Genomic DNA, 26,102 nt, shown 5'->3' on the forward strand with positions numbered 1-26,102 from the left:
AAATAAGGAGGCTTTATTAATGGCATGGGAGAACCCTTCAAATGAAAAGGTAAAAGAAATATTGAAAACAGCAAAAACAATTGCTGTTGTAGGTTTATCCGACAATCCGGATAGAACGTCTTATCAAATTTCGAAAGTCATGCAGGAAAGTGGATATAAAATTATCCCGGTTAATCCGACAGTTGATGAAGTACTGGGGGAAAAAGCTTACGCTGCATTGGAAGAAGTGCCTGATGAAGTGGACATTATTAATGTGTTCAGAAGGCCTGAATTCCTGCCGGACATAGCAAAAGACGCCGCTAAAACAAATTGCCGTGTATTTTGGGCACAGCAGGGCGTTGTAAACGAAGAAGCATATGACTACCTGACAGAACGCGGCTTCACAGTAATTATGGATCTTTGTATTAAAGTCCAGCATGCAGTGTTGGGGGTCTGACCCCTCAATTTAAAACATTCGGACAATTATTGGAGGAGGATGGCCAATCGGTGTCATCCTTTTTTCATGATTCAATAGAGATTAGAGGGTGGATACTGTGACCCTTGCTTTTATATGCTATACAAGCATCTTTCAAGTATAGTATACTTAATATCATGTTTGTCACTGCCGGAATATGATTTTATTGGAATTTCATGTTCTTTTTAGTTTACGATTATTATAATTGGATGTTCAGCACGAAAAAAATGTTAATATAAAAAATAATACGCGATTATTAGTGAAAGGGGAAGAGGATAGCTTGAATCAAAAAAATATGCAGTATTCAGATGACTCGATTCAAGTTTTGGAAGGGCTTGATGCGGTAAGAAAGAGACCCGGCATGTATATTGGAAGCACTGACTTGCGCGGCTTGCATCACTTGGTATTTGAAATTGTGGACAACGCGGTGGATGAAGCCTTGGCCGGGTATGGAGATGTCATTGAAATAACCATACATAAAGATAACAGTGTTTCTGTTATGGACAATGGCCGCGGAATACCAACCGGTATGCATCAGACAGGAGTACCGACAACAGAAGTAATTTTCACAGTGCTTCATGCCGGAGGTAAGTTTGGCCAGGGCGGATATAAAACAAGCGGTGGCCTGCATGGTGTGGGGGCCTCTGTAGTAAATGCACTTTCCGAATGGTTGGAAGTGACCATTCACCGGGATGGGCATACGTATTATCAGCGATTTGAAAATGGCGGTAAGCCTGCTGGTTCATTGGAAAGGAAAGGGGCAACTAGAAAAAAAGGTACGACCATTCATTTCAAACCGGATCCGAGTATCTTTTCAGTAACTTCCTATGATTACGAGACACTTTCGGAACGGTTAAGAGAATCGGCTTTTCTATTAAAGGGATTAAAAATCAAGCTAGCTGATGAAAGATCAGGAGTGGAGGAACTTTATGAATATCCTGAAGGTCTGAAATCATTTATTGACTATTTAAATGAAGATAAGGATGTCTTGCATGAAGTAGTATCCTTTGACGGAAAACACCAGGGTATCGAAGTGGATTTTGCCTTTCAGTTTAATGGCGGATATGCAGAAAATATGCTGTCATTTGTAAATCATGTCCGAACCAAAGATGGCGGAACCCATGAATCCGGCGCGAGAACAGCAATAACAAGAGCATTTAACGATTATGCGAAAAAATCCGGCCTGCTGAAGGAAAAGGATAAAAACCTGGAAGGAACGGATATAAGAGAAGGCTTGACAGCAATTGTATCTGTCCGAATTACGGAAGAAAAGCTGCAGTTTGAAGGTCAGACGAAAGGGAAACTGGGAACAACGGAAGCCAGATCGGGTGTAGATGCCATCGTTTCCGAGGGGCTGTCTTATTTCCTTGAGGAAAATGGAGAAATTGCCAGCCTTTTAATTAAAAAAGCAATCAAGGCAAAAGAGGCAAGGGAAGCTGCCCGCAAAGCCAGGGAAGATGCAAGAACCGGAAAGAAAAAACGGCGTAAAGATGCGTTGTTAAGTGGAAAGTTGACTCCCGCCCAGTCAAGAAATCCAAGCAAAAATGAATTATATTTAGTGGAGGGGGATTCCGCCGGAGGTTCTGCAAAGCAAGGAAGAGACAGGAAGTTTCAGGCAGTACTGCCTCTCCGCGGAAAAGTAATTAATACGGAAAAAGCGAAACTGGAAGACGTTTTTAAAAATGAGGAAATATCAACCATCATTCACACAGTGGGTGCAGGAGTTGGCGGTGATTTTGATTTAAGTGATGTACAATATGATAAAATTATCATTATGACCGACGCAGATACGGATGGTGCTCATATTCAGGTGCTGCTGCTTACTTTTTTCTACAGATATATGCGCCCCCTTGTGGAATCGGGAAAAATATATATTGCTCTCCCGCCGCTTTATAAAATTTCCAAAGGGAAAGGCAAAAAGGAACAGGTTGTCTATGCCTGGAATGAAGAGGAAAGGGAAGAAGCGGTGAAGAAGTTTAAAAAAGGGTATATTATCCAGCGATATAAAGGGTTGGGAGAAATGAACGCAGACCAACTGTGGGAAACAACGATGAATCCGGAAACACGCACATTAATTCGCGTAACCCTGGATGATCTTGCCAGGGCGGACCGCAGAGTCACGACATTAATGGGTGATAAAGTAGCACCAAGAAGAAAATGGATCGAAAGCCATGTTGAATTTGGCATGGTGGAAGATGACAATATATTGGAAAATGACAAGATTCAAACTGAAGCATGAGGTAATTGGGGGTAATTGGTTTGCCACAATCAGAAACATATTTGGACCTTCCTTTAGAAGAAGTGATTGGAGATCGGTTCGGAAGATACAGTAAATATATTATACAGGACAGGGCATTGCCGGATGCACGGGACGGATTGAAGCCTGTGCAGCGAAGAATATTATATGCCATGCATCAGGAAAAGAATACGTTTGATAAAAACTTTCGTAAATCCGCGAAAACCGTAGGGACTGTGATAGGTAATTACCACCCCCACGGTGATTCTTCTGTATATGAGGCAATGGTTCGTCTGAGCCAGGATTGGAAAGTAAGAAATGTTTTAATAGAAATGCATGGGAATAATGGAAGTATTGATGGTGATCCGCCCGCGGCAATGCGTTATACAGAAGCCAGGCTTGCCAGTATATCTTCTGAGCTTGTAAGGGATATAGAAAAGGAAACGGTGGATTTTATACCGAACTTTGATGATACGCTATGGGAGCCTGTTGTTCTTCCTTCTAAATTTCCAAGTCTGCTGGTAAATGGTTCCACCGGGATTTCTTCCGGATATGCCACGGATATTCCACCACATAATCTGGCAGAAGCAATCGATGCCGTAATCATGAGAATGGATAAGCCGGATTGTGATGTGGATCAGCTTATGAATGTACTTAAAGGTCCTGATTTTCCGACAGGAGGCATCATACAGGGAAGAGAAGGAATAAAAGAAGCGTATGAAACAGGCAAAGGAAAAATTATTTTACGGGGAAAAACAAGAATTGAAAAAATGCGAGGCGGACGGGAACAGATTATCATTGATGAGATTCCTTATGAGGTCAATAAAGCCAGCATGGTAAAGAAAATGGATGAGCTTCGGATTGACCGTAAAGTGGAAGGCATTGCCGAAGTAAGGGATGAAACAGATCGAACCGGACTTAGAGTTGTTATAGAGCTTAAAAAAGGTGTGGACAGTGAAGGTGTACTGAATTATCTGTTTAAAAATACAGATTTACAAATCACATATCATTTTAATATGGTAGCCATTCAGGATAAAACACCAAAGCTGTTGTCACTTTCTAATTTACTGGATGCCTATATTGAGCACCAGAAGCAGGTGGTCATCAGACAATCAACCTACGATTTAAACAAGGCAAAGGAACGGGCCCATATTGTTGAGGGATTAATTAAAGCAATTTCGATTTTGGACGAACTCGTTGCCGTAATACGCGCTTCTAAAGACAAGCAGGATGCCAAAAAGAATATCATAGGGCGATTCGGCTTCTCCGAGGAACAGGCCGAAGCCATTGTTACGCTGCAGTTGTATCGTCTAACGAACACGGACATAAAATCACTGGAAAAAGAAGCAGAAGAATTAAAGAAACAAATTAATGAGCTTGAAGCCATTTTACAAAGTGACAAAAAGCTGCTTCAGACAATAAAAAAAGATTTAAGGCAGATTAAGAAAAAATTTGCTGATGAAAGAAGAACAATAATTGAAGATAAAATTGAAGAGTTAAAAATAAATATTGAAGTAGTCGTGCCAAAAGAAGATGTACTAGTATCCGTCACTAAATCAGGCTATGTGAAACGGACAAGTTTAAGGTCCTATTCCGCCTCCAACGGAAAAGACTTTGCCATTAAAGATAATGATCATGTTGTAGGGCTTTTGGAGATGAACACGACAGACAGGCTGCTGTTATTTACGAATAAGGGCAACTATTTATGTTTACCGGTTCATAAACTTTCCGAGATTCGCTGGAAAGACCTGGGGCAGCATATTTCCAACATCGTACCAATAGAAAATGATGAACAGATTGTTCAATGTATACCTGTAAGGGAGTTTGAAGAAGAAACGTATCTCGTGTTTTTTACGAAAAATGGCATGGTGAAAAAAAGTGAGATAGGACTTTATGAGGCTCAAAGGTATTCCAAAGCGTTAATAGCATTGAATTTAAAAGAAGATGATGAAATTGTGAATGTTTGCCTTACAAAAGGCAATTCAGATATATTTATCGCTTCAAACCTTGGTTATGGGCTCTGGTACCATGAAACAGAAGTGAAAGCAGTGGGCCAGCGTGCAGCAGGGGTGAAGGCAATTCACTTAAAGGACGGAGACTTTATCGTAAATGCCCATACTTTTGACGATTTGTCCGAACCATCCATTTTACTGATCACACAGCGTGGAGCATGTAAACGAATGAAACTGCAGGAGATGGAAAAAACAACCAGGGCAAAAAGAGGCAAACTGATGCTCAGGGAGCTGAAAAGCAAACCGCATTATGTTAAGGGATTTTATCTTGTGCATGAAAATAATACGATAAGATTTCTAACTGAAAAAGAAGAAAGCCATTCATTATTTCCGCTTGAATTTCCGTTAAGCGATAGAACAAGCAACGGTTCTTTTGTCATTGATTCGGATAATCAGGGTAAAGTAGTGGAAGTATGGAAAGAAGCTGAATATGAAAAACCGTTTGACAGCGGACAGGAAGATTGATTTCCTGTCCTTTTTTTAAATACACTCCAAACATTCTAAATAAAAAAATGAAAACGCTTTATATATTCAGAATAAAATGGTAGAATAAGAATAAATTTTAGAAAGGAGTGAGAATATAAGAGATTTACGACAGGAGATTATACAGTCTTCCTTAACATTATTTGAAAAAGATGGATTTCATAGGGTTTCCGTAAAGCAGATTGTAGAGAAAGCAGAAACCTCAAAAGGCGGCTTTTACCATCATTTCTCATCAAAAGAGGAACTTCTGTATGTTATCCATGATACATTTATCACACATGTCATTGAAAAAGCAAAGGCCGCAAATGAAACGTATTCCTCTCCAAGCCAAAAGTTGCAGGCGATCATAAAAGACTTTGTAAAAGTATTTGACTTGTACAAAGCCCATCTGGTCGTGTTCTATCAGGAGAACAAATATTTAAAGCCGGAATACGAGGAAAAAATAAAAAAGAAGAGGGACCAATTCAGAAAAATGATTGTTCATGTAATCAGTGAAGGAAAGAAAAGCGGGGAATTCCGCCAAGGTCTTTCTGTTGATATCACAGCAATGGCAGTGCTGGGAATGGTAAACTGGATATATAAATGGTACCAGCCGGATGGGGAAAAAACAATTGAGGAAATCGGGAATATTTATATCGATTTAATTTTACATGCTGTTATAAAGCCGGAAACAATTATAAGCACAGAATATGAGGAGTTATTAATTGAAAAGCTTTACTCTACAAAATAATTTTTTTAAAACGCTTTCACAGACCGACTGGTCGGTCTTATTATTTACTGCAGGAGGGAAAAGATGAATTTTGAATTAACGAAGGAACAGCGGATGGTTAAAAAAATGGTCAGAGATTTTGCTGAAGCATCCATCAGGCCAAAAACGATTGAAATTGATAAAAATGCAAGGTTTCCGGTGGAAATCTTTGATCAGATGGCGGAACTGGGTCTGATGGGGATACCTTTCCCGGAGAAGTACGGAGGTTCAGACGGAGATACATTATCATATGCACTGGCAGTGGAGGAAATCGGCCGTGTGTGCGGAAGCACCGGATTAAGTTATGCAGCAGCTGTTTCCCTGGGGGCAAGTCCCATTTATTATTTTGGAACAGAGGAGCAAAAGAAAAAGTATTTAACTCCTCTGGCAAGCGGGAAAGCATTGGGGTCTTTTGGTTTAACCGAACCAAATGCCGGTTCAGATGCAGGTGGAACAAAAACAACTGCAACGGAAGATGGTGCTGATTATATCATTAACGGGGAAAAGTGTTTCATTACGAATGCCAATTTTGCCGAAACTATAATTGTAACCGCTGTCACCGGGAAGCGTAGCAACGGCAAAAATATCATCTCGGCAATCATTGTTCCTGCTGACAGTGAAGGACTTACGATTACAGGTAATTATGATAAGATGGGCGTTAGAGGGTCTGATACAGCCGAAATTGTTTTGGATAACGTGCGGGTGCCCAAGGAAAACTTGCTTGGAGACCCTGAGAAAGGTTTTAAACAGTTTTTGTATACATTGGACGGGGGCAGAATATCCATTGCCGCATTGGGCCTTGGTATTGCTCAGGCCTCACTTGAAAAGGCGCTTGAATATGCGAAAGAGAGAAAACAGTTTGGAAAATCGCTATCCTCTTTTCAGGCCATTCAATTTAAGCTGGCGGATATGTCCATGGAGGTTGAATTAGCAAGAAATATGGTACATAAAGCAGCATGGTTGAAGGATCAGGATAAGTCTTTCAGTAAAGAAGCGGCATATGCCAAGCTTTATGCTACCGAAACGGCATTCCGGGCGGCAAATCAGGCGATCCAGATTCATGGCGGTTATGGTTACATGCGTGAATACGAGGTAGAACGATATTTACGTGATGCGAAGTTATTGGAAATTGGAGAAGGGACATCAGAGATACAGCGACTGGTCATTGCAAGGCAGCTGGGCTGCTAGTCTAAAAGTGGGAAGGAGAAATTTCATGTCGCTTATAAATTTAACCATTGGGGAATTGTTGGAAAGACAAGTGAGGGAACGCCCTGATCACGAAGCAATTGTTTATCCGGATTTAGATGTACGGAAAACATATGCAGAATTCAATGAAATGGTTAACGAAACAGCAAAAGGCTTGATGTCATTAGGGATAGAAAAAGGGGAAAACGTGGCGATTTGGGCAGACAATAAGCCTGAATGGGTTACTACTCAATTTGCCACAGGGAAAATGGGTGCAGTACTGGTTACCGTAAATACAAGCTATCAGGCAGATGAACTGGAGTATCTTTTAAAGCAATCTGAAGCTACTACTTTAATTATGGCTGACAGTTTTAAAAATAATTCCTATGTGGAAATTCTAAAAAAAGTATGCCCGGAGCTGGAAGGTTCTGAAAAAGGAAACTTGCAATCTGCCACGCTTCCAAATTTGAAAAATATCATTATTCTAAGCGAAGACCAATATGATTATGCCTATACATGGAAAGATCTTATCCATAAAGGAACCGAAGTAAGTGATGAGGACTTGAATGCTCGTCAAGGTTCATTGCATTGTGATGAAGTTATTAATATGCAATATACATCAGGTACAACCGGATTTCCAAAAGGTGTCATGCTGTCCCATCATAATATCGTGAATAATGGCAAACAGGTTGCAGAAGGCATGAAGTTCACCCATGAAGACAGATTATGTATCCCGGTTCCATTTTTTCATTGCTTCGGTTGTGTTTTAGGTACCCTCGCAGCAGTTTCAAAAGGGGCTACCATGGTTATTCTGGAGCAGTTCCAGGCTGAAAAAGTGTTAAAGGCCGTATCGGAAGAAAAGTCTACAGCACTACATGGCGTTCCGACCATGTTTATTGCAGAGTTAAATCATCCGGATTTTGAAAAATTTGACCTTTCCCATTTAAGAACAGGTATTATGGCGGGCTCGACTTGTCCCATAGAAGTGATGAGAAATGTCATGGATAAAATGGGAGCAAAGGAGATTACGATTGTCTATGGACAAACGGAATCTTCTCCGGGGATTACACAGACGAATACGGATGATCCAATTGAATTAAAAGTAGGCACGGTAGGGAAACGCCATCCCAATGTTGAAGTGCGTGTTGTTGTGCCGGGTACAGACGAAGAGCAGGAGCTGGGGACACCCGGGGAGTTGCTGACGAGAGGCTACCATGTCATGAAGGGATATTACAACAATGAATCGGCTACAAAAGAAGCGATCGATGAAGAAGGCTGGCTTCATACAGGAGATTTAGCTGTTATGGATGAAAACGGATACCTTGAGATAACCGGAAGAATGAAGGATATGATCATTCGTGGCGGTGAAAACGTTTATCCGAGAGAAATAGAAGAATTTTTATATAAACACCCTGATGTATTGGATGTACAGGTCGTAGGTATACCGGATGAAAAATACGGAGAGGAAATAATGGCGTTTATTATTCTTAAGGATGGAAAAAGTGCTGATCCGGAAGACATAAAGGAGTTTTGCAAAGGTAGTATTTCCAGGTTTAAAATCCCAAGGTATATCGAATTTGTAAAAGAATATCCAATGACTGCAAGCGGAAAAATACAAAAATTTAAATTGAAGGAAATCGCTTTGCAAGAGCTTCAACTGGGAGGGAGTTCATGATTCAAAAAGTACTGATAGCTAATCGCGGAGAAATTGCCGCACGCATTATTCGTTCTTGCAGGGGTCTTGGAATTCAAACAGTTGCTGTTTATTCCGAAGCCGATCAAAACGCACCTTATGTAAGCATGGCGGATGAGAGTTATCTGATCGGACCGCCCCGTGTAAACGAAAGTTATTTAAATGTAGATAAAATTATAGCCGTCGCAAAGGATTCCGGAGCAGATGCGGTTCATCCCGGGTACGGCTTTATGAGTGAAAATAGCGATTTCGTTCAGCGCTGCCAACAAGAAGGGCTCATATTCGTCGGTCCTTCCGGTGAAGTAATGAAACAAATGGGAAGTAAAATTGCAGCCAGAAAGGCAATGAAAAAAGCGGGCGTTCCCGTAGTTCCCGGAACGGATGACGGGGTGGATTCACTTGAAGCAGCGCTTAAAACAGCGAAATCCATTGGTTATCCGATCATGCTGAAGGCTTCTGCTGGAGGCGGTGGTATTGGCATGCAGGCAATCGAATCAGATGAAGCATTGGTAAAAGCTTTTGAAAGCAATTCCAAGCGCGCTTTGACTTTTTTCGGAGATGGCGCCATGTTTATGGAGAAAAAGCTGGTTCACGCCCGTCATATTGAAATACAGATCCTGGCTGATACCCATGGGAATACGATACACTTATTTGAACGGGAGTGCTCAGTGCAACGAAGAAACCAGAAAGTAATTGAGGAGGCCCCTTCTTCCTTTATATCGGAAAAAACACGAAAAGCAATGGGAGAAGCAGCAGTAAATGCTGCTAAGGCGCTGCGTTACACAAGCGCTGGTACGGTTGAATTTTTGGTGGATGAGAATGAAAATTTTTATTTTCTTGAAATGAATACGAGAATACAGGTGGAACACCCTGTTACTGAAGAAATAACAGGTGTTGATATTGTAAAAGAGCAACTTAGAATTGCCCAGGGCGAACGGTTAAACTGCAGGCAGGATGATATAAAGATAAATGGGCATGCGATAGAAGCACGGATTTATGCAGAGGATCCGGTTACCTTCTTTCCATCTCCAGGGCACATCACTAAATTTAGAGAACCTAAAGGAGATTTCATCCGAAATGAACTTGCAGTGACGGAGAACTATGATGTTACCCCTTATTATGATCCGATGATAGGAAAGCTGATAGTAAAAGGACAAACAAGAAGTGAAGCCATTGCTTTATTGAGAGAGGCGTTGCTGCAATACAAAATTGAGGGAATAAAAACGAACATTCCCATGCTTTTAAAAGTAGTGGAGCATGATGAGTTCATCGCAGGAAATACAACGACAGATTTTGTAGAAAAATACTATTTACCATTAGCAGAAACAAAATAGGAGGAATTATAAATGGAATTAAAAGCAAATATGGCAGGGAATGTGTGGAAAGTAAATGTGGAAAAAGGAGACAGAGTTGAATCAGGCCAGGATGTTGTGATTTTGGAATCAATGAAAATGGAAATCCCCATCCCTGCAGAAGAAGCAGGAACAGTTGCAGAATTGAAAGTGAATGAAGGAGATTTTGTCAATGAAGGGGATGTTATTGCGATTATTAATTAATTCATTTTATGGTCATACAGCTCTGGGACGTGATGGAGCTGTATGATGATTTATGTTTAAAAACTTTCTGTTAGCATAGGGAGGTAAAAATGACGCAGCTGGTTGATTATAGAAAAACTGATGATCATATTGCACTAATTACACTTAACAGACCGGAAGCAGCAAATGCCATGTCAACATCCTTATTGGACGAACTGGGGGAAGCGGTTCGTGAAATAGATGCGGATCAATCTGTTTACTGTGCAATTATCACAGGAGCAGGGGAGAAGGCATTTTGTGCCGGTGCTGATTTAAAAGAGAGGAAAGGGATGACCGAAAGCCAGGTCATTGAAGCAGTCAAATATATTGGCGCAACGGTTACACTTGTTGAAAAAGTAAAAGTTCCTGTTATCGCTGCCATGAATGGAGTTGCCTTTGGCGGTGGATTGGAACTTGCATTAGCATGTGATATTCGAATTGCGGGAAAGAACGTGAAAATGGGTCTGACCGAAACGTCACTTGCTATTATACCAGGTGCCGGGGGCACACAGCGCCTGCCCCGTTTAATTGGTTCCGGACAGGCTAAGCGACTTATTTATACCGCTTCAGCCATACAGGCGGATGAAGCATTATCCCTGGGACTGATTGAAGAAATTGCTGAGCATGACAGTGTGCTCGAGTCTGCATTAAAAACAGCGAACAAAATTGCAGGGAACGGTCCGATTGCATTAAAACAGGCCAAAACAGCGATCAATAATGGATTGCAAGCAGACATTACTACTGGTCTTGAATTGGAGCATCTTGCTTACAAAGAAACTATTCCGACAAGTGATCGGATGGAAGGTCTGCAGGCTTTCCGCGAAAAAAGAAAACCTGTTTACAAAGGTGAATAAGGCAGGAGGAAGAAAATTATGTCATACGTGGAAGATTTACAAAACAGGATAAATAAAATTGAAAAAGGCGGCCTTGAAAAATATCATCAGAAAAATGAGGAAAAGGGGAAACTGTTTGTCAGAAAGCGTCTGGAATTATTATTTGATGAAGGTATGGATATAGAAGATGCGTTTTTTGCCAATTGTATGGACGATTCTCTACCATCGGACGGAGTGGTTACAGGCATAGGTAAAATAAATGGACAATCCGTATGTGTGATGGCAAATGATTCCACGGTAAAAGCCGGGTCCTGGGGAAAAAGAACGGTGGAAAAAATCATTCGTATTCAGGAAACAGCTGAAAAGCTGGAAATTCCCATGATTTATTTAGTGGATTCTGCGGGAGCGAGAATTACAGATCAAATTGAGATGTTTCCAGGCCGCCGTGGAGCAGGAAGAATTTTTCACAATCAAATTAAATTATCCGGAAGAGTGCCACAGGTTTGTTTATTATTTGGACCATCTGCAGCAGGAGGAGCTTATATCCCGGCCTTTTGTGATATTGTGATTATGGTTGAGGGAAACGCATCGATGTATTTGGGGTCTCCAAGAATGGCTGAAAAGGTGATCGGAGAAAAAGTATCCCTGGAGGAAATGGGAGGAGCTGATATGCATTGCTCCGTTTCCGGTGTCGGCGATGTGCTGGCTAAAACAGAAGAGGAGGCCATTGACTACTCCCGTAATTATTTAACTTACTTTCCACAAAATTTCAGGAAACAGCCAAACAGGTTGGAACCGAAAGAAACAAAGGCCTTTGAAAAATCAATTACTGATCTCATACCGGAAAATCAAAATGCCCCTTTTGATATGTATGAATTAATCGATCGGATTATTGATGAAGACAGCTTTTGCGAAATTAAGAAGAAGTTTGCTCCAGAACTGATCACCGGTCTTGCAAGAATAGACGGGAAATCAGTTGGTATTATAGCTAATCAGCCAAGAATGAAAGGCGGTGTCCTCTTCCATGATTCTGCCGATAAATCTGCTAAATTCATGCAATTATGTGACGCATTCCATATCCCCTTATTATTTCTGGTCGATGTCCCGGGCTTTATGATCGGGACGAGAGTGGAGCGGGCGGGCATTATCCGCCACGGGGCCAAAATGCTGTCTGCCATGAGTGAGGCAACGGTGCCAAAGATTTCTGTCATTGTTAGAAAAGCATATGGAGCAGGTCTGTATGCAATGGCCGGTCCTGCATTTGAACCGGACAGCTGCCTTGCATTTCCGACTGCACAAATTGCAGTAATGGGGCCGGAAGCAGCAGTGAATGCAGTATACGCAAATAAAATAGCAGAATTGCCTGAAGAGGATCGTCCGGCATTTATTAAAGAAAAGCAGGATGAGTATAAGGATAATATCGATATATACAGACTCGCTTCGGAAATGGTCATTGATGCAGTAATTGACCCCAATAAACTAAGGGAAGAACTCAAAACACGTTATGCTGCCTACGAAAATAAAAATGTAACATTTACCGAAAGAAAACACGGTGTATATCCTGTTTAATATAATGAAAAAGGCGATGGTATTTTTTATCATCGCTTTTTTTCATTGAAATAATTAAAAGCATGAAGTTAACTATAATATTATTATGTAAACCAAGAGCATCTTAATTTAATTATCCCCTGTAAAATGATATGCTTTCCGTAATGAAAAGGGGGAATCAAACGATGGACAGCCGCTTATTTCGTGATGTCATGGGACAATTTGCCACAGGCATTACCATTGTATCAACCCATCACGATAATGGGATAAAGGCGATGACAGTAAACGCTTTTATGTCAGTTTCATTGGAACCAAAACTGATAGCAGTATCGATAGATGAGGCAGCCAGTATGTATCCAATATTACAGAAAGAAAAAAAATTTGGAATAAGTATATTATCAGAACAACAAAAAGAAATTGCCATGATTTATGCCAAACAAAAGGAAAAAGACAGGGAAATACCTTTTATTCAACTGGACGGAGCACCTGTGATTGATCACTCCATTGCAGTAATGTCCTGTAAGGTTGATGGTACGGTAAAAGCAGGTGACCATATGATCTTTATAGCTGAAGTAACCGACCTGAAGTTAAATAAAGCAAACCCGGTTATCTTCCACGGAGGAAAATACAAGGAATTAAAATAAATTTATTGAATGCCGATCAGTTACTATGATTGGTATTTTCTTTTATCCGGCAATTAGATAATACAACAAGAAAATTAATGGTAGAAAAAGCATGTAAAGTCTCGTATAATAGACGCTGACAGAGGATATGAGAAGGGACATGAAAAGTGTGATATTGAAAGAAAAAACAGGGTTAAATGATGTAAAGTTGCATCATTTGGCTTCGCTCTATCAAATGATGATTGAAAATAAAGACAAAGAAAACGCTACAAAAATTGTTGAACTGTTTGAAAAGCTGGATAAGAAAGAAACAATTATTACTTTTGCGGGGCATTTTTCAGCAGGGAAATCATCGATTATTAACTATTTGCTGGGAACTGATATCCTGCCGAAGAGTCCAATCCCAACCAGTGCTAATATTGTGGAAATCTCTTCGGGTGGGGGAGCGGCACGCGTCTTTTTTCACAGACAGGATCCAATCGAATATAAGGAACCTTATGACATAGAGATGATTAAGGAATATTCCAAGGATAAGGATGCTATTAAAAGGATAGAGATCAGTACGTCTCAGCCTATGATCCCTGATGGCTGCAAAATAATGGATACACCGGGAATCGATGCAGCCGATGATGCAGACCGGTTAATGACAGAAGCTTCATTGCATTTGGTTGATGTGCTTTTTTATGTGATGGATTATAACCATGTTCAATCAGAAGTCAATTTAAAATTTCTGCAAGAGATGCAAAAACAGAACATCCCTTATTATGTGATCATCAATCAAATTGATAAACATGATGAATCCGAGTTGTCTTTTCATGAATTCGAAAAAAGTATTAAACAAACGTTTGATCAATGGAAGTTATCGCCGGAAAATATCTTTTACTCGTCTTTATTCGCCCCTTCCATGAAACAAAACGAATTATCTGCAATAAAAAATACACTTTCTAAAATAATGGGAGAGGAAAGAGAAACATTTACGGGTGTCGACCAAGCTGCAGGTAATGTGATTGAAGCCCACAAACGCTTTCTCGAAAACAAATATGAAGAGAAAATAGCACCTTATGACCTGCGGGGAGAAGATCTGGATTTGCAGCAAATTGAAACATTGAAAATGGACCTGGATCAGATGGATGCCGACCTGTTAACGTTCCGGGAAGATTTTCACCATGAACTACAGCAAACCTTAAAAAATGCTTATCTGATGCCTGCCGGTTTGAGGGAGAAAGCAGCAAGTTTTTTGGAATCCAGGCAAAGTGATTTTAAAATAGGTTTTTTTAACAGTAAAAAGAAAACAGAACTGGAAAAAGAGGAGAGACTGCAGGCATTCATTGGTTCTCTTCAGGAAACTATAGAGGCATCCATTCAATGGAGACTGCGTGATAAATTCACGGCATTATTAAATAAATATACAGAAAATGATTCGCTGTTGCAAAACAAAGTTCAGCGACTGAGTGTAGAGTATACGGAAGCTGATCTGATTAAGTTAATAAAACCCGGAGCCAAATTAAATGGAGACTTTGTATTAAACTATACGAATGATGTTTCAACGGACATAAAAAATAGATTTAAGCAAAAGTCCCGTAAACTGTGGGAGGAAATTTCGACTGGGATTAAGGACAGAAATAAAAAGAGACAAACAGTTCTTGAAGGTCAAATTCGCCAACTGGAGCAATTACAGAATAAACAACAAGTGAAAGCTGAATTGGAGCAGGAACTGAAGGAAAAAGCAGCAGCTGTTGATCTTCTGCTGGAATTGGAGGCAGCCAGTGAAACAGCGTGGGAATTGATTGAAAGAGAAAAGGTAAACAGACAACGCCCCTTAAAAGTGGTTACCGACTTTTACCGTACTCAACCTAAATTGGATAAAGAAGAGGAAACACCTGGCCCCGAACCCGAAACAGAAAAAGCTTATACCCATTCGATAGACCAGGTGGTTCAACGTATCGACAAGGCAATAGATACAGTAAAGGAACTGCCGGGATTTCAAACAATTATCCATGATTTGGAGCGAAAAAGAAGCCGGTTAACGAACCGTTCTTATACGATTGCTTTATTTGGGGCCTTTAGTGCAGGCAAATCATCCTTTGCAAATGCGCTTATGGGAGATAAAGTGCTGCCGGTGTCGCCAAATCCGACAACGGCAGCCGTCAATCGTATTAATCCGGTCACAGATCAATATGCGCACGGAACTGTTGTCGTCACATTAAAAAGTAAGGAGACGCTGCTTGAGGATATCGAGGAAATCACAAAAAAATTCTCGCCTCCCGTTCAGGGATTCGAGGAATTGCTGGATTGGGCAGAAAGCAATCAAATCTATGAGCATGAACATTTAAACCATCTATATCAATCGTATATACGGGCCCTTATTAATGGCTATCATGAAGCAAAAGAAAATATAGGCAATAAGATAACCATTGACCTGAATACATTCAGTGAATATGTAACAGACGAAACAAAAGCCTGCTATATTGCATCGATAGATTTATATTATGACTGTTCTGTTACAAAACAGGGAATTACCCTTGTGGATACACCTGGTGCAGACTCAGTAAATGCAAGGCATACCAATGCAGCATTTGATTACATTAAGTATGCAGATGCCATTCTATATGTAACTTATTATAATCACGCACTGTCACGTGCGGACAAAGACTTTCTTATGCAGCTGGGACGTGTAAAAGAAGCGTTCGAAATGGATAAAATGTTTTTCATCATTAATGCTGCTGATCTGGCAAGTGATGAGCAGGAACTGCAGTTAGTAAGTAATTATGCCGAAGATCAATTAGTGCAATTAGGAGTGCGTTTTCCACGGCTGTACCCTGTATCCAGCAAACAGTCCTTGAAAAATAAATTGGAAGAACAAACATTAAACCGTAAAATGACTGAATTTGAAACGGCATTCTTCCATTTTATCCATTATGATATAACTGCTTTAACAGTAAATGGAGCAGTATGGGACCTGCAGCGTCTTCATTCGCATACAAGGAATTATTTGGATTCCCTAAATATGGATCAGGAAGAAAAAGAAGCATTAAAAGTGTCTCTGACAGCAAAAAAAGAGATGATAAATAAAGCCATTACAGGTGCAGACACAAAAGTATATGAAAATCAGATTCAACAGAAAGTGGAGAAGCAATTATACTATGTTATGGAAAGATTATCGATTCGCTTCCATGATATGTTCAAGGAAATGTTCAATCCCACTACCATTACAGCATCCGGCAAACAGGGGCAATTACAACTGCAGACAAGTCTGGAAAATCTGATTGATTACGCAGCTTTTGAATTACTTCAGGAGCTGCAGGCAGTCTCATTAAGAGTGGAAAATGAAATGAACATGATGGCAAAGGATCTATATGATGCGTTATCGGATGAATGCCTTCAGATTGATGAATCACTTACGTTCGCTGATTTTGAAATAAAGGAGCTGGAAACGCCATCCTATCATAAGAAAATCTCTTATGAGGTAAAATCTTTTCACAAAATTTTATCGAATTTTAAAGGTACAAAAGCTTTCTTTGAAAAAAATGAGAAAGAAATAATGAAGGAAAAACTGTACGATAAAATAGAGCCGCTTGCCGGGGAATATATAAATGCGAATAAATTAATAATGCAAATAAACTATAATGATCAATGGACCAGCTTGGTTAAAGAAATGAAAGAAGAAGTGAAAGAAAATGCAAATAACCATATGGATCATTATATTGAAATGTTATCCAAACCGGTTGATTTGGAGATGGTGAAAGAAAAAGAACAAGTATTGCAGGAAATACTTGTACTGAATATAGGAGACAGAGAATAATGGAGAATAAACAGGTATTATTAGTGGATGGAATGGCTTTATTATTCCGTGGATTTTTTGCCACGGCATTCCGGGGAAATTTTATGAAAACAAGTAAAGGTGTTCCGACGAATGGAATCTATCAATTTATGCGCTATTTTCTTAACGCGGTTGATACATTCCGGCCAACACATGTTGTATGCTGCTGGGATATGGGCAGTAAAACATTTCGCACCGACTTGTATGAAGGCTATAAACAAAATCGTTCGGAACCGCCCGAAGAACTTGTTCCCCAATTTGATCTTATAAAGGAAGTGGTTGAAGCTTTTGATATTCCGAACGTCGGGATTCATAATTATGAAGCGGATGATTGTATAGGTACACTGGCTAAAGTGTATTCCACAGAGAATGAGGTTACAATTTTAACAGGAGATCAGGATATTTTGCAGCTTGTCCGGGAAAATGTCCGGGTGGCCATCATGCGAAAAGGACAAGGAAATTATGAAGTATTTAACTCGGAAAATTTCTATGAGAAAAAGAGCATTTACCCGGAACAGATGATTGATCTGAAGGGGTTAATGGGGGATGCTTCCGACAATTATCCCGGCGTAAAAGGAATAGGGGAGAAAACCGCCCTAAAACTGATTCGGGAGTATGAAACCATTGACGGGTTGCTCGAACATATCGACCAGCTGCCTAAAGGAATACAAAATAAAATAAATGCAAATCTGGATATGCTGCATTTATCGAGAAATCTTGCGGAAATAAAGTGTGACGTTCCTGTCAGCTGTGAATTAAATTCAGCAGTATGGCAATATGATAAAGCAAAAGTAGAAAGCAAATTTAATGAGCTGGAGTTTAAAAACCTCGGTAACTTATTGTAGCATTTCTATTATTGAATTTCTGACAGAGGGCGGGCAGCACCTGCTAAATAATGTACTCATTTAGAGTTAGATACTTTTATCCCGGCCTTTTGTCATTCATATATAGTTAACGGGATACAATTTACTGTAAAAATATAATACGGATTTCCCGCTAAAGGGAAAAATACAGGAGGCATGAATCATGCGATTTCCCTCTAAAAAAGACGGCTGGAATACAGGCCTTTTATGGGGAGTATCATTGGTCGGGGTTGTTATTCCGGCTATGGCAGGGAACCCATTATCCTCACTCATTATATTGCCGCTTGCCTTATTTCTTTTGTGGTTTTGGTTTAGGACGGACTATAGCATTACGGATAACAAAATTAGAATACGCTATGGCCCCATTCGGCAAACGGTGCCGATTGAGGATATTATAAGGATCAGGAAAAAGAAAAGCAGAATAGCTGCGGCACCGGCCTTGTCCTCGGATCGTATTCAAATTGATTACAGTAAATACGATATGGTAAGAATATCTCCGGAAAATGAACAAAAGTTCATCAAAATGCTTCTTGAGATTAATCCGGACATTGTACTTGATCAGCAACTGAGAGATTTAAGGAAGTAAGCGTATAAATCCGGTCGGAAATTAAAAGCCGTTTACTGCAAACTTATGTGATTGTAAAGAAAAGAGCATGTGAGAAATGATAATAATTAGTGACTATTTTTCGACAACAACAATAAATACGTTTATAAAAGCATCCTTTTTGATATAATATAAGTAACAGAAAGATAAATAATTGTGACAGAGGAACACCTCCTGGCCGTAATATCCCTGCCATTGATCTGGTGGATAATGCGGCTAAGAAACGAATAGAAGATGCTATGCCAATGTCTAAACCCAACAATCTTTACTCATAAAGCATGTTGGGTATTTACACGTCATAATAGAAGCAGTAACGTCATTTGGATTCTGTCACAATGATACAGTTTATTCTGTTGGTGTAAAGAACTTTACTACAGGAGGCGAGCCCTATGATTTGGATTTTGGTGTATAGCGTATTTTGTGTATCGCTGCAGCTCTTTGTTAACAAGATGGAGATTCATGATGAAATGATTCCTGAATAAGAAGGGAATATGATGATAAGAAGCTACTTTTTAGTAGCTTTTTTATTTTGGATAAATAATACGTGAAGTTAACAAGGAAGGATAAAAAAATCAATTTTAACAGTGAAATTAAAGGGGAGAACTATAAATTTATTAATTTCTTTTTCTAGTTTACATAATATTTATTGAGGTTTGCGGAGAACGAAATTATGTACAACTTTACATAATTATTAGGACGACTTTGTAATTTATAGGGAACGTCCATATAAATTATATTTAATAATCTACTCAAAATTATTTTAATTATCATTATAACAGAAGGGTCTATAGTATTACAAATAATAATATTAAATTTTTGTAGTGCTTTTCTTTAAATTGTGAATCTCCCAGTTCTTTCCCAATTATATCAAAGCTAACAATTCATCCATATCTATATATCTATTTTGTGCGCTTTATATTCAAATGTAAAGAGTAGATTTATTTAGATTACTCCCTACATGATGGTACCATCGATGAACTGTAAGGGTCTGACCGATGCCCGGCCTTAAAATATTGGTTATTTATGGTAGAATATATGTGAATAAATAGAACTGTTTGGGGGTTTTACTAATGAATTTTTTAGATGGATTATCCACTGAAGAATTGGACGAGTTTTTTTCTAATGTTGATGGTAACATTCTAAATCGGAGAGAAGGAGTTAGAATTGAATTTAAAAAAACGTTTGATTGGTCAGATAAGAAAACTAGGTCTAAATACCTTAGAACAATAGGTTCATTTGCGAATACAATTGGTGGATTAATTATCTTTGGCATAAGTGATTCTCCCCGAACGATTGTTGGCATTACAAATTTTGATTCTGTGGATGATGCAGAAATTAGTAATGAAATAAATAATAATTTTAATCAACAAATTAGATTTATTCGAGACGCATATCATTTAAATGGGAAGAAAATAGGTATAATCAGAGTTTTTGAGGCAGCATACAAACCAATTATTTGTACTAAAGATAGCTTTTCAATGAAGGAAAATGATATTTATTTTAGATATAATTCAAGGTCAACAAAAATAGCAGCAGGTGATTTAAGACAAATAATTGACGACCGAATTAAGAAGGAAAGAGAAAAATGGGTTACTCTCTTAAATAATATTTCAAAAGTAGGAATTGATAAGGTTGGCTTCATGAACTTGGATGATGGAGAGATAAATTTCGCTGGTAACAGGGTAATAATTGACGAGGAATTACTATCCGAACTAAAAATAATTGACGAATACTCTATAAGGAAAGACGGGGCTCCAGCATTAAAACTAAAGGGAGAAATCGATACTAAGGCTCAAATCATTAAGCAGCCAATGGTTCTACAAAGTGAAGATATATATAAAGCATTTTTAAATTTATCTAGTGTTATTGACCCGTTACAGTATATTAAAGTTATTTCACAGGGACAGTCCAAATATTATCCTATATGGTTTTTATTAAGAAAACTAGGAAATTCAAAAAAGGAAATCAAGGAAGAACTTGAAAATATCAAGTCAACAAGTTGGGGATATGAAAATATACTAGAAAGAGTTGAACTCGATACTATTGAGACTAGTACTAAAAAGTATTCACTAAATGATAATGCTCCACGTGCCCCTTTAAGAAAAGATGTTTACCAAAGATTTCTTAACAATGAAGATATAGATTATTCAAATGAAGAGGAAGCTAGAACTCTTCTTGAGGCTTTTTCTAACCTAGATATACTTACTGTTGAATTTAATCAAGTGCAACTAGCATTATCTAAAATATACAATGAATGTTATCCATTTGAAAAAGGTCAATATAATTATTTATTTCAAAGGATTTTAGCTTTAGTAGACTACCTATATTTTTCGGAAATATGAAATAATGCTAAAAATCACACTAACGTCATTGTAATTTTTGATATCCATGAGTATTCGACAAATATAACGGAAAGTGTAGTTAGTTCCAGTACATCTACTACTGGGACGAAGAGGAAAGTGCAGGTTCAAGTGTAACTCATAAACTAAATTGGTTCTTACGCACTTTTGGTGAATAGAAGTATTCTAATTGTATATATAGATTAGTAAATACTCCGGAGAATAATTAAGATGAATATTTCTATTCTATTAGTGCAAAAACACCAGGTATCGTTACCAAGTCACAGGTGCTCAAAGCCGTGTTTCTTCGCATGCTTTTTTATTATACAAGAGATTATTTCGATTTAGCCTACTGGCTGTCATGTCCGCAGAAGGTGGCTCATTATTCCGAACTAACTGGCTTAAAAGTCCGCATAAGTAGCCTTATATGCGATAATCAATTACCCATTACAATTGTTGTTTTAACGTTTAATTTAGTAAATAATACTACGGACTTTCGATAATGCCATTGTTTTATTAAATAGAAATACATTAATTATAAATGTAGTGCACATATATAGTTATTCTATATGTATAAGACATATATTGTTAAGGTGATATTAAAAAAAATTATCACAACTGCATTTACTTTTGTATTAATTATGTTTAATTGACTTTTAATTCGAATTTATTACGGTTGTCTATCGTTTATACATAAAAACTTTAAATCAAGCTTCTAATTAGGCATAATTAATGTTATGTGAAATCAATTAACATTATATATTGGCTACATGTGTGATTACTACTCTATATGACCCACAATTATTCTTATTGTAATGTCACGAATAGTGTACAGAAATAATCATTTTTGACAGCATTAAAATCAGTTTCGAACTATATAAGTAGTGGCTTGTATTGTAAGATAAATATTATTAATTTTCTCCTACATACTTTTTTATTGACTTGAATATTAAATAACAGAAATAACCAGGACAAACAAAGAGTTAAGAATAATTTATTAAATGCTTTGATGTCCATAAAAGTTTGATGAAACTCACAATCAGAATATGTACACGGTTTAATTATTTCTAATCAAGTTGGGGATTTGCATGCGCCGTTTGTTACCAATTGTCCCTTTGCAAATTACAGATGTAGAGCTTTTACTTATTCCTTCCCAGTTCCATCCAGCTAATCCAATTTTCTCGGCGTGTATCTCTTGTTTCATCCTAAATTCCGTAGATAAATGAAACCAACTACTCGATATTATGATACAATTTGCTTATAAAGATGCAAGAAGGAGTAAATTGAAGGGAGAGAAGGTTAGTGAGTAATGATGAACTAGTAATAAAAAATACTTTAACAGATGAAGAATATAATTTTATTCTATTTGCTTTTAAAGTAGCAGATGAGCAAGGAAGCGATTATAGAAATATAGAATTTTTCATGAGTGATTTTGTCGAATCGATAGGAATAAGTATTGATAGCTTTAATTGGCTAAATAATTATGCAGATAAACTCATAAGCAGCTTACATAAAAAGAGAATCATAATAGAGGGAGAAGGTGTGGAGATACACGAGAGTATACTATCAAGTAGTACACATGATACCCGTAGTGCTAAAATAACATTATTGTTAAATATTAAAAAGAAACATCTTCTTCTATAAGCATATCTTATTCAGTCAAAAAAGCATGACCCGGATAAGAAAGTCTGGGGAAAATATCACTAACTTTCCCGATGTAAATATGCGCAAAATGCAAACACTGACATGTTAAAATAGCATTATTCAAGCCATTTTTTTATTACCCTGTTCCAACCAACACAACTCTTGTTTCACATTATTCCTAGATTGGTATATATTAAGTTTACTACAAGTGTAATGAGTAGCAGGATGAATATGGACGGACTAGAGACGACAAATATACTCATCAATTTTCACCTGCAAAAACTTTTTATCGATTAATTGTAATATGCCATGTTAAGGAGAATTAATCTGTCTCGGTTGGTTCTTTTTTCTCTCCTCGTTCTTCGCACAATCATTTCCCTTCCAGGTCGTCTCCAATAGAAAATTTCATTTCCTACTTGCCTGTTTTACTATTACTGTTGTGTGCCTTCATTTCTTAATTCTAATATTAATGTAAAGTCAGCACTGGACCAACTAAGTATGCCAAAACAGATATGAATGTCCCATTTTACAAGTAGCATCCATTGACAAAATTAATACTTTGAGAGAAGGAGGGAGAACAGAATAAGGATTTATTTTTTGCTCCAATCTTAGCTCTGTTGCCTAATCTTTTCTTCGAATTTATTTTCGAAGCCCTCTAATATATCAATCAATAATAATTTAATTGTATCTTGTAGTGTATCTATATCTGTCAATGGCAATTCGAAACCAATTACTCTTTCCTTCATATTATCCCAGCCGGCGATTAATGCATTTATGTCGTAGTTGTACTGGAATTTAGAAATCATATCATAAAACTTATTGTGTGATTGGTTTAGATGATGATGAAGTTCCTTTATTTCTCCCAATACAAATTTGAACTTTTTGCTACATGAAAAGAATACGTAGTCAAAATTTTATTTCTCTGTAGTTGACATATCAACAACATAATATGAAAAAAGTGTAGAAGTACCATTGTAGATAAAATCATTTGAAACAAACAGAGAAGAGAAGAAGAATAAAAAACATTCCGGGTTTTTTATTTATTACTTCATGCATTATTTTTTGTGAAAAAATTATATAGTCTCTCCTTCAAGAGTTATTTTGAAGTTGAATTTCTTATTGAATATATTTAAATGGAAGTATTGTTGGATGAAATGTTTATTAATGAATCGTTGTTATGAAATTATATAAGAAGTATTATGGAAATATGATTAATTGTGATTGTTATAATCAATTGTTGAATGAGAATCATTGATGCTGCAATGAAACTGTTTATTGATAAGAAGATTTCTTCATGGAGTGATTATAATGGTTTTATTAATTGCCATTTTGATTGAAGCAAAGAATATATTTATTGAATGAATGGTTTGCATAAACAATGATGAATATAACATTCATTTCACACTATTTTTGATTCGATATTTACATTCCAATCATTATTTCTTTCAATGATAATTTAATCAGAGTAATTACAACGATTAATGTTCAAACGGTTGGGTAATGAATGTTTATTTCGACATTGAAAGCACCTGATTAATAGTATTTCATTGCATGGAAGGATTTGTCCTTGCACTTGAACTTGAACTTTTTTGTTGGAAAACCAACGCACTTGAACTTTTACTATTATTGATGTATTAGTCAAATGTTGTTCCAATCATCTTTAAATAAGCTAATGATTTGTAAGTAATTTTTTATTAGATTATGACAACATTTGTTAAAATGAATTATTTTGATGTTATGTGATAATAAGTTTTTTATAATTATTGCTTGGCATAACTACCCCTTGCGAAAAGGGTAGAAAATGAAGTTGTTTTCTCAAGTTAACAGTCATACTAATATGAAAATACTTTTCCGAATAATCAAGGAAAAAACCGCCCAGGTCCTGCTTTACCGGTCACGCCACCACAACGTATATTTTCACCCACCTTGCTTTCGCAACAGGCACGGGATATGTGTCTAAAAAAGACACTCTGGGAGTATAACGCCCCTCTAACGGGCTATCACACGATGGCAAGTCGTGGCCGCGGGAGAATACGAAAACCCGCCAGAACATTTAACGTCTTTTATTTAAAGCAATTATTTGTTTTTGAAAACATCTTTTTAAAAATATACTATGGCTAAAAACAGGTGAAAACTTCTAGTAAAAAATACTTTCTAAACCCTGTTCATTCACTAACGCAAACTACGTTTATTCTCTTTATTAGTTGCGTTACTATATATTTTACATAATATAATTGTCATACCTTCTTTTAATTTAAAATTTTTTAGAAAAAGAATAATATAGACAAAAAAGCTGTTTTATGCGGGAACAACGGAGACTATTTTATCCCTTCTAATTCTTCATCCATCTTTATTTCTTGCAATTATTATTTTCAGTTATTTGAAGAATATTACCGGCTCAAGATTTATTCCCAATTTTTTCATCGTTTCATTCAACCAATCAAAATAATAATTAATCCTCATTATCAATCCTTCAAATAAATGTTTTTCCCTATTGTTTCAGTGAGATGGACGAATTTAAATGGAAAATTGATTAAAAAAGAAGAATAGAGTTTAACTGTTAATGTGATTGTTGTAATCAAAAATAAGGGTAGTTTTAGATGTTGGAGAACTGGAGAGAATGAAGAAAGAGGGAGAAGAAGATAAGTAAGCGTCAAATAAAACACACATAGAATCAGAAAGTCATCCATGCGATAATCTTCTTAGAAATGAATTCAGGAGGTTATGCGATGACTCTAAAAGACAAGAGAATAGAATGGGAAGCGCGGTATGATGCTTGGAAAGATAGCGGGCAAAGTGTAGCCGAATGGTGTCGGGATCATGAAATCAAAGCCCACCAGATGTATTATTGGATCCAGCGATTCGAGAACCAGGAAAATCTTTCTGAACAGGAACCAACACAATGGCTCGCCGTCCAGGTGGAAGAGGAAAATATTTCTTCCAAAGGAGAAGGACCTATCTTTATCCACTTTGATGCTCTTTCTGTCGAAGTGCGACCAGGAGCCAATGTTGGATTACTATCCGATATCATCCATGTCCTGCGAAATCAATGTTGACAAACTTACAATTTGAGCGTGTCTACCTGGCCCGCGGAAGCACAGATCTTCGTAAGTCTATTGACGGTCTGGCGGTGATTGTTCAAGAATGCTTTGACCTCGATCCCTTTTCTCCTTGTTTGTTCGTGTTCTGTAATCGGAAACGTGACAAGTTAAAAATCCTGCAGTGGGAGCACAATGGGTTTTGGCTGCATTATCGCAGGTTGGAAAAGGGAACATTCCATTGGCCATCAGAAAAGGACACAGCACCTATGAATATCAGTCCTCGTCAGCTTCGCTGGCTGCTGGATGGTTTGCCAATTGAACAAAGGCAGGCACACCGTGAGGTGAAAGCGCGTACCATTATTTAAAAGATTGAAATATAGGAATACGGGAATTCGACTAGGC

Annotated in this window: 18 protein-coding genes; all 18 read left to right on the top strand. The window is 37.8% G+C overall.

Annotated elements, in window-relative coordinates; translation table 11 throughout:
* Positions 1-19: 19 nt before the first annotated feature.
* The 18 genes from ACZ42C_RS03975 (at position 20) to tnpB (ending at position 26,065) form a co-directional block, all read left to right on the top strand.
* Entirely contained in the window at positions 20-436 is a 417-nt protein-coding gene (locus ACZ42C_RS03975) for a CoA-binding protein (protein WP_461181698.1), read from the top strand.
* Between the two features lie 313 nt (positions 437-749).
* Entirely contained in the window at positions 750-2,693 is a 1,944-nt protein-coding gene (gene parE / locus ACZ42C_RS03980) for a DNA topoisomerase IV subunit B (RefSeq protein WP_461181746.1), read from the top strand.
* 20 nt (positions 2,694-2,713) lie between these two features.
* Entirely contained in the window at positions 2,714-5,167 is a 2,454-nt protein-coding gene (parC, locus tag ACZ42C_RS03985) for a DNA topoisomerase IV subunit A (RefSeq protein ID WP_461181697.1), read from the top strand.
* Positions 5,168-5,306: 139 nt separating this feature from the next.
* Positions 5,307-5,915, top strand: a complete 609-nt coding sequence (locus tag ACZ42C_RS03990; protein WP_464891361.1) for a TetR/AcrR family transcriptional regulator — start codon at positions 5,307-5,309, stop codon at positions 5,913-5,915.
* Positions 5,916-5,978: 63 nt separating this feature from the next.
* Entirely contained in the window at positions 5,979-7,121 is a 1,143-nt protein-coding gene (locus ACZ42C_RS03995; protein ID WP_461181696.1) for an acyl-CoA dehydrogenase family protein, read from the top strand.
* A 25-nt stretch (positions 7,122-7,146) separates the two neighbouring features.
* Positions 7,147-8,793, top strand: a complete 1,647-nt coding sequence (locus ACZ42C_RS04000) for an AMP-binding protein (RefSeq protein ID WP_461181695.1) — start codon at positions 7,147-7,149, stop codon at positions 8,791-8,793.
* Positions 8,790-10,145 carry an acetyl-CoA carboxylase biotin carboxylase subunit gene (locus tag ACZ42C_RS04005; RefSeq protein WP_461181694.1) on the top strand — a complete coding sequence of 452 codons (1,356 nt, stop codon included), beginning with the start codon at positions 8,790-8,792 and terminating at the stop codon, positions 10,143-10,145. The genes ACZ42C_RS04000 and ACZ42C_RS04005 overlap by 4 nt, the downstream gene beginning before the upstream one ends.
* Positions 10,146-10,157: 12 nt before the next feature.
* Positions 10,158-10,367, top strand: a complete 210-nt coding sequence (locus ACZ42C_RS04010) for an acetyl-CoA carboxylase biotin carboxyl carrier protein subunit (RefSeq protein ID WP_461181693.1) — start codon at positions 10,158-10,160, stop codon at positions 10,365-10,367.
* A gap of 89 nt (positions 10,368-10,456) precedes the next feature.
* Positions 10,457-11,239, top strand: a complete 783-nt coding sequence (locus tag ACZ42C_RS04015; protein ID WP_461181692.1) for an enoyl-CoA hydratase — start codon at positions 10,457-10,459, stop codon at positions 11,237-11,239.
* An 18-nt stretch (positions 11,240-11,257) separates the two neighbouring features.
* Positions 11,258-12,787 carry an acyl-CoA carboxylase subunit beta gene (locus tag ACZ42C_RS04020; RefSeq protein WP_461181691.1) on the top strand — a complete coding sequence of 510 codons (1,530 nt, stop codon included), beginning with the start codon at positions 11,258-11,260 and terminating at the stop codon, positions 12,785-12,787.
* Positions 12,788-12,951: 164 nt separating this feature from the next.
* Positions 12,952-13,410, top strand: coding sequence for a flavin reductase family protein (locus tag ACZ42C_RS04025; protein WP_461181690.1), 459 nt, complete (start codon positions 12,952-12,954; stop codon positions 13,408-13,410).
* Between the two features lie 139 nt (positions 13,411-13,549).
* Entirely contained in the window at positions 13,550-17,191 is a 3,642-nt protein-coding gene (locus tag ACZ42C_RS04030) for a dynamin family protein (RefSeq protein ID WP_461181689.1), read from the top strand.
* Positions 17,191-18,054: a 5'-3' exonuclease gene (locus ACZ42C_RS04035; RefSeq protein WP_461181688.1), complete on the top strand. Its 864-nt coding sequence runs from the start codon at positions 17,191-17,193 to the stop codon at positions 18,052-18,054. The genes ACZ42C_RS04030 and ACZ42C_RS04035 overlap by 1 nt, the downstream gene beginning before the upstream one ends.
* A 181-nt stretch (positions 18,055-18,235) precedes the next feature.
* A complete protein-coding gene (locus ACZ42C_RS04040; RefSeq protein WP_461181687.1) occupies positions 18,236-18,658 on the top strand; it encodes a PH domain-containing protein in 423 nt (140 codons plus the stop codon).
* Between the two features lie 1,088 nt (positions 18,659-19,746).
* Positions 19,747-21,018: an AlbA family DNA-binding domain-containing protein gene (locus tag ACZ42C_RS04045; RefSeq protein ID WP_461181686.1), complete on the top strand. Its 1,272-nt coding sequence runs from the start codon at positions 19,747-19,749 to the stop codon at positions 21,016-21,018.
* Between the two features lie 1,299 nt (positions 21,019-22,317).
* Positions 22,318-22,659, top strand: coding sequence for a hypothetical protein (locus tag ACZ42C_RS04050; protein ID WP_461181685.1), 342 nt, complete (start codon positions 22,318-22,320; stop codon positions 22,657-22,659).
* 2,729 nt (positions 22,660-25,388) lie between these two features.
* Positions 25,389-25,715, top strand: coding sequence for an IS66 family insertion sequence element accessory protein TnpA (tnpA, locus tag ACZ42C_RS04055; protein ID WP_461183807.1), 327 nt, complete (start codon positions 25,389-25,391; stop codon positions 25,713-25,715).
* On the top strand, positions 25,709-26,065 hold the full coding sequence (gene tnpB / locus ACZ42C_RS04060) for an IS66 family insertion sequence element accessory protein TnpB (protein ID WP_461183806.1): 357 nt from the start codon (positions 25,709-25,711) through the stop codon (positions 26,063-26,065). The genes tnpA and tnpB overlap by 7 nt, the downstream gene beginning before the upstream one ends.
* Positions 26,066-26,102: the final 37 nt, after the last annotated feature.

This window comes from Virgibacillus kimchii (genome assembly GCF_055379185.1).

Excerpts from the sequence above, each read along its gene's own strand:
- tnpB (WP_461183806.1), top strand. The coding sequence starts at position 25,709 with ATGTTGACAAACTTACAATTTGAGCGTGTCTACCTGGCCCGCGGAAGC.
- tnpA (WP_461183807.1), top strand. The coding sequence starts at position 25,389 with ATGACTCTAAAAGACAAGAGAATAGAATGGGAAGCGCGGTATGATGCT.
- ACZ42C_RS04045 (WP_461181686.1), top strand. The coding sequence starts at position 19,747 with ATGAATTTTTTAGATGGATTATCCACTGAAGAATTGGACGAGTTTTTT.
- ACZ42C_RS03995 (WP_461181696.1), top strand. The coding sequence starts at position 5,979 with ATGAATTTTGAATTAACGAAGGAACAGCGGATGGTTAAAAAAATGGTC.
- ACZ42C_RS04030 (WP_461181689.1), top strand. The coding sequence starts at position 13,550 with ATGAAAAGTGTGATATTGAAAGAAAAAACAGGGTTAAATGATGTAAAG.
- ACZ42C_RS04000 (WP_461181695.1), top strand. The coding sequence starts at position 7,147 with ATGTCGCTTATAAATTTAACCATTGGGGAATTGTTGGAAAGACAAGTG.
- ACZ42C_RS04020 (WP_461181691.1), top strand. The coding sequence starts at position 11,258 with ATGTCATACGTGGAAGATTTACAAAACAGGATAAATAAAATTGAAAAA.
- parE (WP_461181746.1), top strand. The coding sequence starts at position 750 with ATGCAGTATTCAGATGACTCGATTCAAGTTTTGGAAGGGCTTGATGCG.
- ACZ42C_RS04035 (WP_461181688.1), top strand. The coding sequence starts at position 17,191 with ATGGAGAATAAACAGGTATTATTAGTGGATGGAATGGCTTTATTATTC.
- ACZ42C_RS04005 (WP_461181694.1), top strand. The coding sequence starts at position 8,790 with ATGATTCAAAAAGTACTGATAGCTAATCGCGGAGAAATTGCCGCACGC.
- ACZ42C_RS03975 (WP_461181698.1), top strand. The coding sequence starts at position 20 with ATGGCATGGGAGAACCCTTCAAATGAAAAGGTAAAAGAAATATTGAAA.
- ACZ42C_RS04025 (WP_461181690.1), top strand. The coding sequence starts at position 12,952 with ATGGACAGCCGCTTATTTCGTGATGTCATGGGACAATTTGCCACAGGC.
- ACZ42C_RS04010 (WP_461181693.1), top strand. The coding sequence starts at position 10,158 with ATGGAATTAAAAGCAAATATGGCAGGGAATGTGTGGAAAGTAAATGTG.
- ACZ42C_RS04015 (WP_461181692.1), top strand. The coding sequence starts at position 10,457 with ATGACGCAGCTGGTTGATTATAGAAAAACTGATGATCATATTGCACTA.
- ACZ42C_RS04040 (WP_461181687.1), top strand. The coding sequence starts at position 18,236 with ATGCGATTTCCCTCTAAAAAAGACGGCTGGAATACAGGCCTTTTATGG.